Genomic DNA, 502 nt, shown 5'->3' with positions numbered 1-502 from the left:
GATCCTCGCCATCAAACGGCGCGCACTCGAGAAAAAAGTCGATCGGACGCACCACCCTGCACGGCACCGGATGGCAGTCGGTTGACCACACCGAACACACCCCTGACAATGACAAAGACGCCGATTGACCGATATGCAACAAAGGGACTCGCAGCAAGGCTCGAGGTCTCGCGGCCATGGCGCATCGACTTCGAGAACGACAAGGTGCCCAACCCCGGTTTCGCCACTGTTCTGAGAGTATTGCATCCATTCAAGCTCGCCCTCGACATGCGGCAAAGCATACCCATCGGCCAACTCGCCAACGACTGGTCATGACAATCGACGACACGAAACCATGAATCAGCATGTGACGAAATACGCTTCTATCACCTCACCCTGTCGCATTGGCTTACCTATGTTCGCCACCGGCAATGAGGAGCAATCTAGCGGTGCAGCTCAGCGTAAATAAAAGGCTCTGTTAAACCAGAATTGACATGGGGCGGTAGTGCCCGCTTCTTTGCGC

This window comes from Bifidobacterium sp. UBA744, from assembly GCA_002298605.1.
Classification (GTDB): domain Bacteria; phylum Actinomycetota; class Actinomycetes; order Actinomycetales; family Bifidobacteriaceae; genus Bifidobacterium.
Note: the sequence above shows the minus strand (reverse complement) of the source record.